The sequence below is a fragment of the Micromonospora sp. NPDC023814 genome (assembly GCF_040639595.1).
Classification (GTDB): Bacteria; Actinomycetota; Actinomycetes; order Mycobacteriales; family Micromonosporaceae; genus Micromonospora.
In genome coordinates, this window is sequence record NZ_JBFAAF010000264.1 from 1 (window position 1) to 1,045 (window position 1,045).

1 pseudogene is annotated in these 1,045 nt (G+C 70.8%); it reads right to left on the reverse strand.

Annotation, left to right across the window (positions count from 1 at the left end):
* Positions 1–799: 799 nt before the first annotated feature.
* Positions 800–1,045, reverse strand: a pseudogene (locus tag AB0G14_RS35895) (ATP-dependent Clp protease ATP-binding subunit ClpC); the annotation flags it as partial.

Genomic DNA, 1,045 nt, shown 5'->3' on the forward strand with positions numbered 1-1,045 from the left:
AGGGCGGCCTTACGGATCAGATCGGTACGCATGATGAAGCACCTTTCGATCGGGGGTACGCGGCACACACCAGAAGGGGGGCGGGTGCGCCACGGAAAAGGAAAGGTCAAGCCAGAAGGGGTGCGCGCCCTCTCGCTCGGGGCGCGGTCCCGGGGGATGCAAGCGGCTGGGCGGGCCGCACATTCCAGCGGCCATCACTCCAGCAATCCCGGTCCGGGGGATGTAACGACGCGGGTCCGGCCGGCATTCCGGCCGTCGCCCCGGGGCCGCCGAAACGGTCCGGGGGTCACGCGCTCACGATGGTTACAACGCCCCGGCCCCCCGACCCATGCCCGACGGGCCGGTGGCCCCCGCCACCGCAATCCGCCACCAGCCGGACACAGCCCCCAGATGATCGACGCCCCAGGTGATCCGCGCGTCGCCCGTGCCTGGATGTTGGTTTGTCCGGTATGACCGTCGCTGCGAGGTGGCCACCCGTCTGCCCACCTCCACAGGCCCGGCGGGCCGTGCTCTGTTGCCCCTGTCGAGCTGCCCCGCCTGTCGGACCACTGCTCATACCAGGCTCGGTCGGCGGCGGCACGTTCCGCGGAGACGGTCCTTCCGACGACGCGGGTGGGGCGTTACTGCCCCATCTGTGGGGGCAGCTCGACAGGGACTACGGGATGGGGGTGCCGTGCCCCGCCGACCTCGGTGCCGGCACCCCGAGCTGGACCTTGTGCGACATCAGCTCGACAGGGATACGGAACGGCGACGGCCCGGTGGCTGATGCCACCGGGCCGTCGCCTTTGTGCGGTTTGCCTTACTCGTCCGCCCCCGCGGCGGCGGTGCCGCCGAGGTCGGCCGGAACCGCGTCCGGCACCTCGGCCGGCCGGTCCGCACCCGTGAAGACGAGCTTGGACTTGTCGATGTTGTCCGGGTCGCCTTCGCAGTCGACGACGACGATCTGGCCTGGGGTCAGTTCGTTGAACAGGATCCGCTCGGACAGGTTGTCCTCGATGTCGCGCTGGATCGTGCGGCGCAGCGGCCGCGCGCCCAGGACCGGGTC